We start from the raw sequence: 490 nt of genomic DNA on the forward strand, positions 1-490 counted from the left end.
GACCTGATCACCTTCCAATTGAAGTATCCGCGCTACATTCATGCCGAGTTCATGACACACCGTGTATTCTCGCGCAATGCATCAAGTTCGCGAGCCATACCCGCTAAGAAGCTTATCTCCCAGATTCGCGAAGAGCCCGTGTTCTTTGCTCACGTCGGTCTGAACGAACCGGGCATGCAGGCTAGCGATCAAGTTACTGCCGATGTTCTCGATAAGTTCCGAAAGGAATGGCAGGAGCTGGCAAACCTGACTGCTGATTACGTTGAGCGCTGGACCAATGAGTACAACATCCACAAGCAGGTTGCCAATCGCGTGCTTGAGGCGTTTACCAACATCAATGTGGTGGTCACGTCGAGTCAATGGGACAACTTCTTTGAGCTGCGTAATCACCCGGATGCCCAGCCCGAAATCAAAGATTTGGCTGAGACTATGCTTCGGGCCATGTCCGCAAGCAATCCGCGTATTGTCGATCCAAAGGACCTGAATGATG

1 protein-coding gene is annotated in these 490 nt (G+C 51.6%); it reads left to right on the forward strand.

The window, feature by feature from the left end; genetic code table 11:
* The coding region (locus AC1RPJ_RS07770; RefSeq protein WP_481762843.1) for an FAD-dependent thymidylate synthase at positions 1-490 on the forward strand (490 nt) is incomplete at both ends.

This window comes from Dellaglioa sp. CoH-57-MRSF-17 (assembly GCF_056782015.1).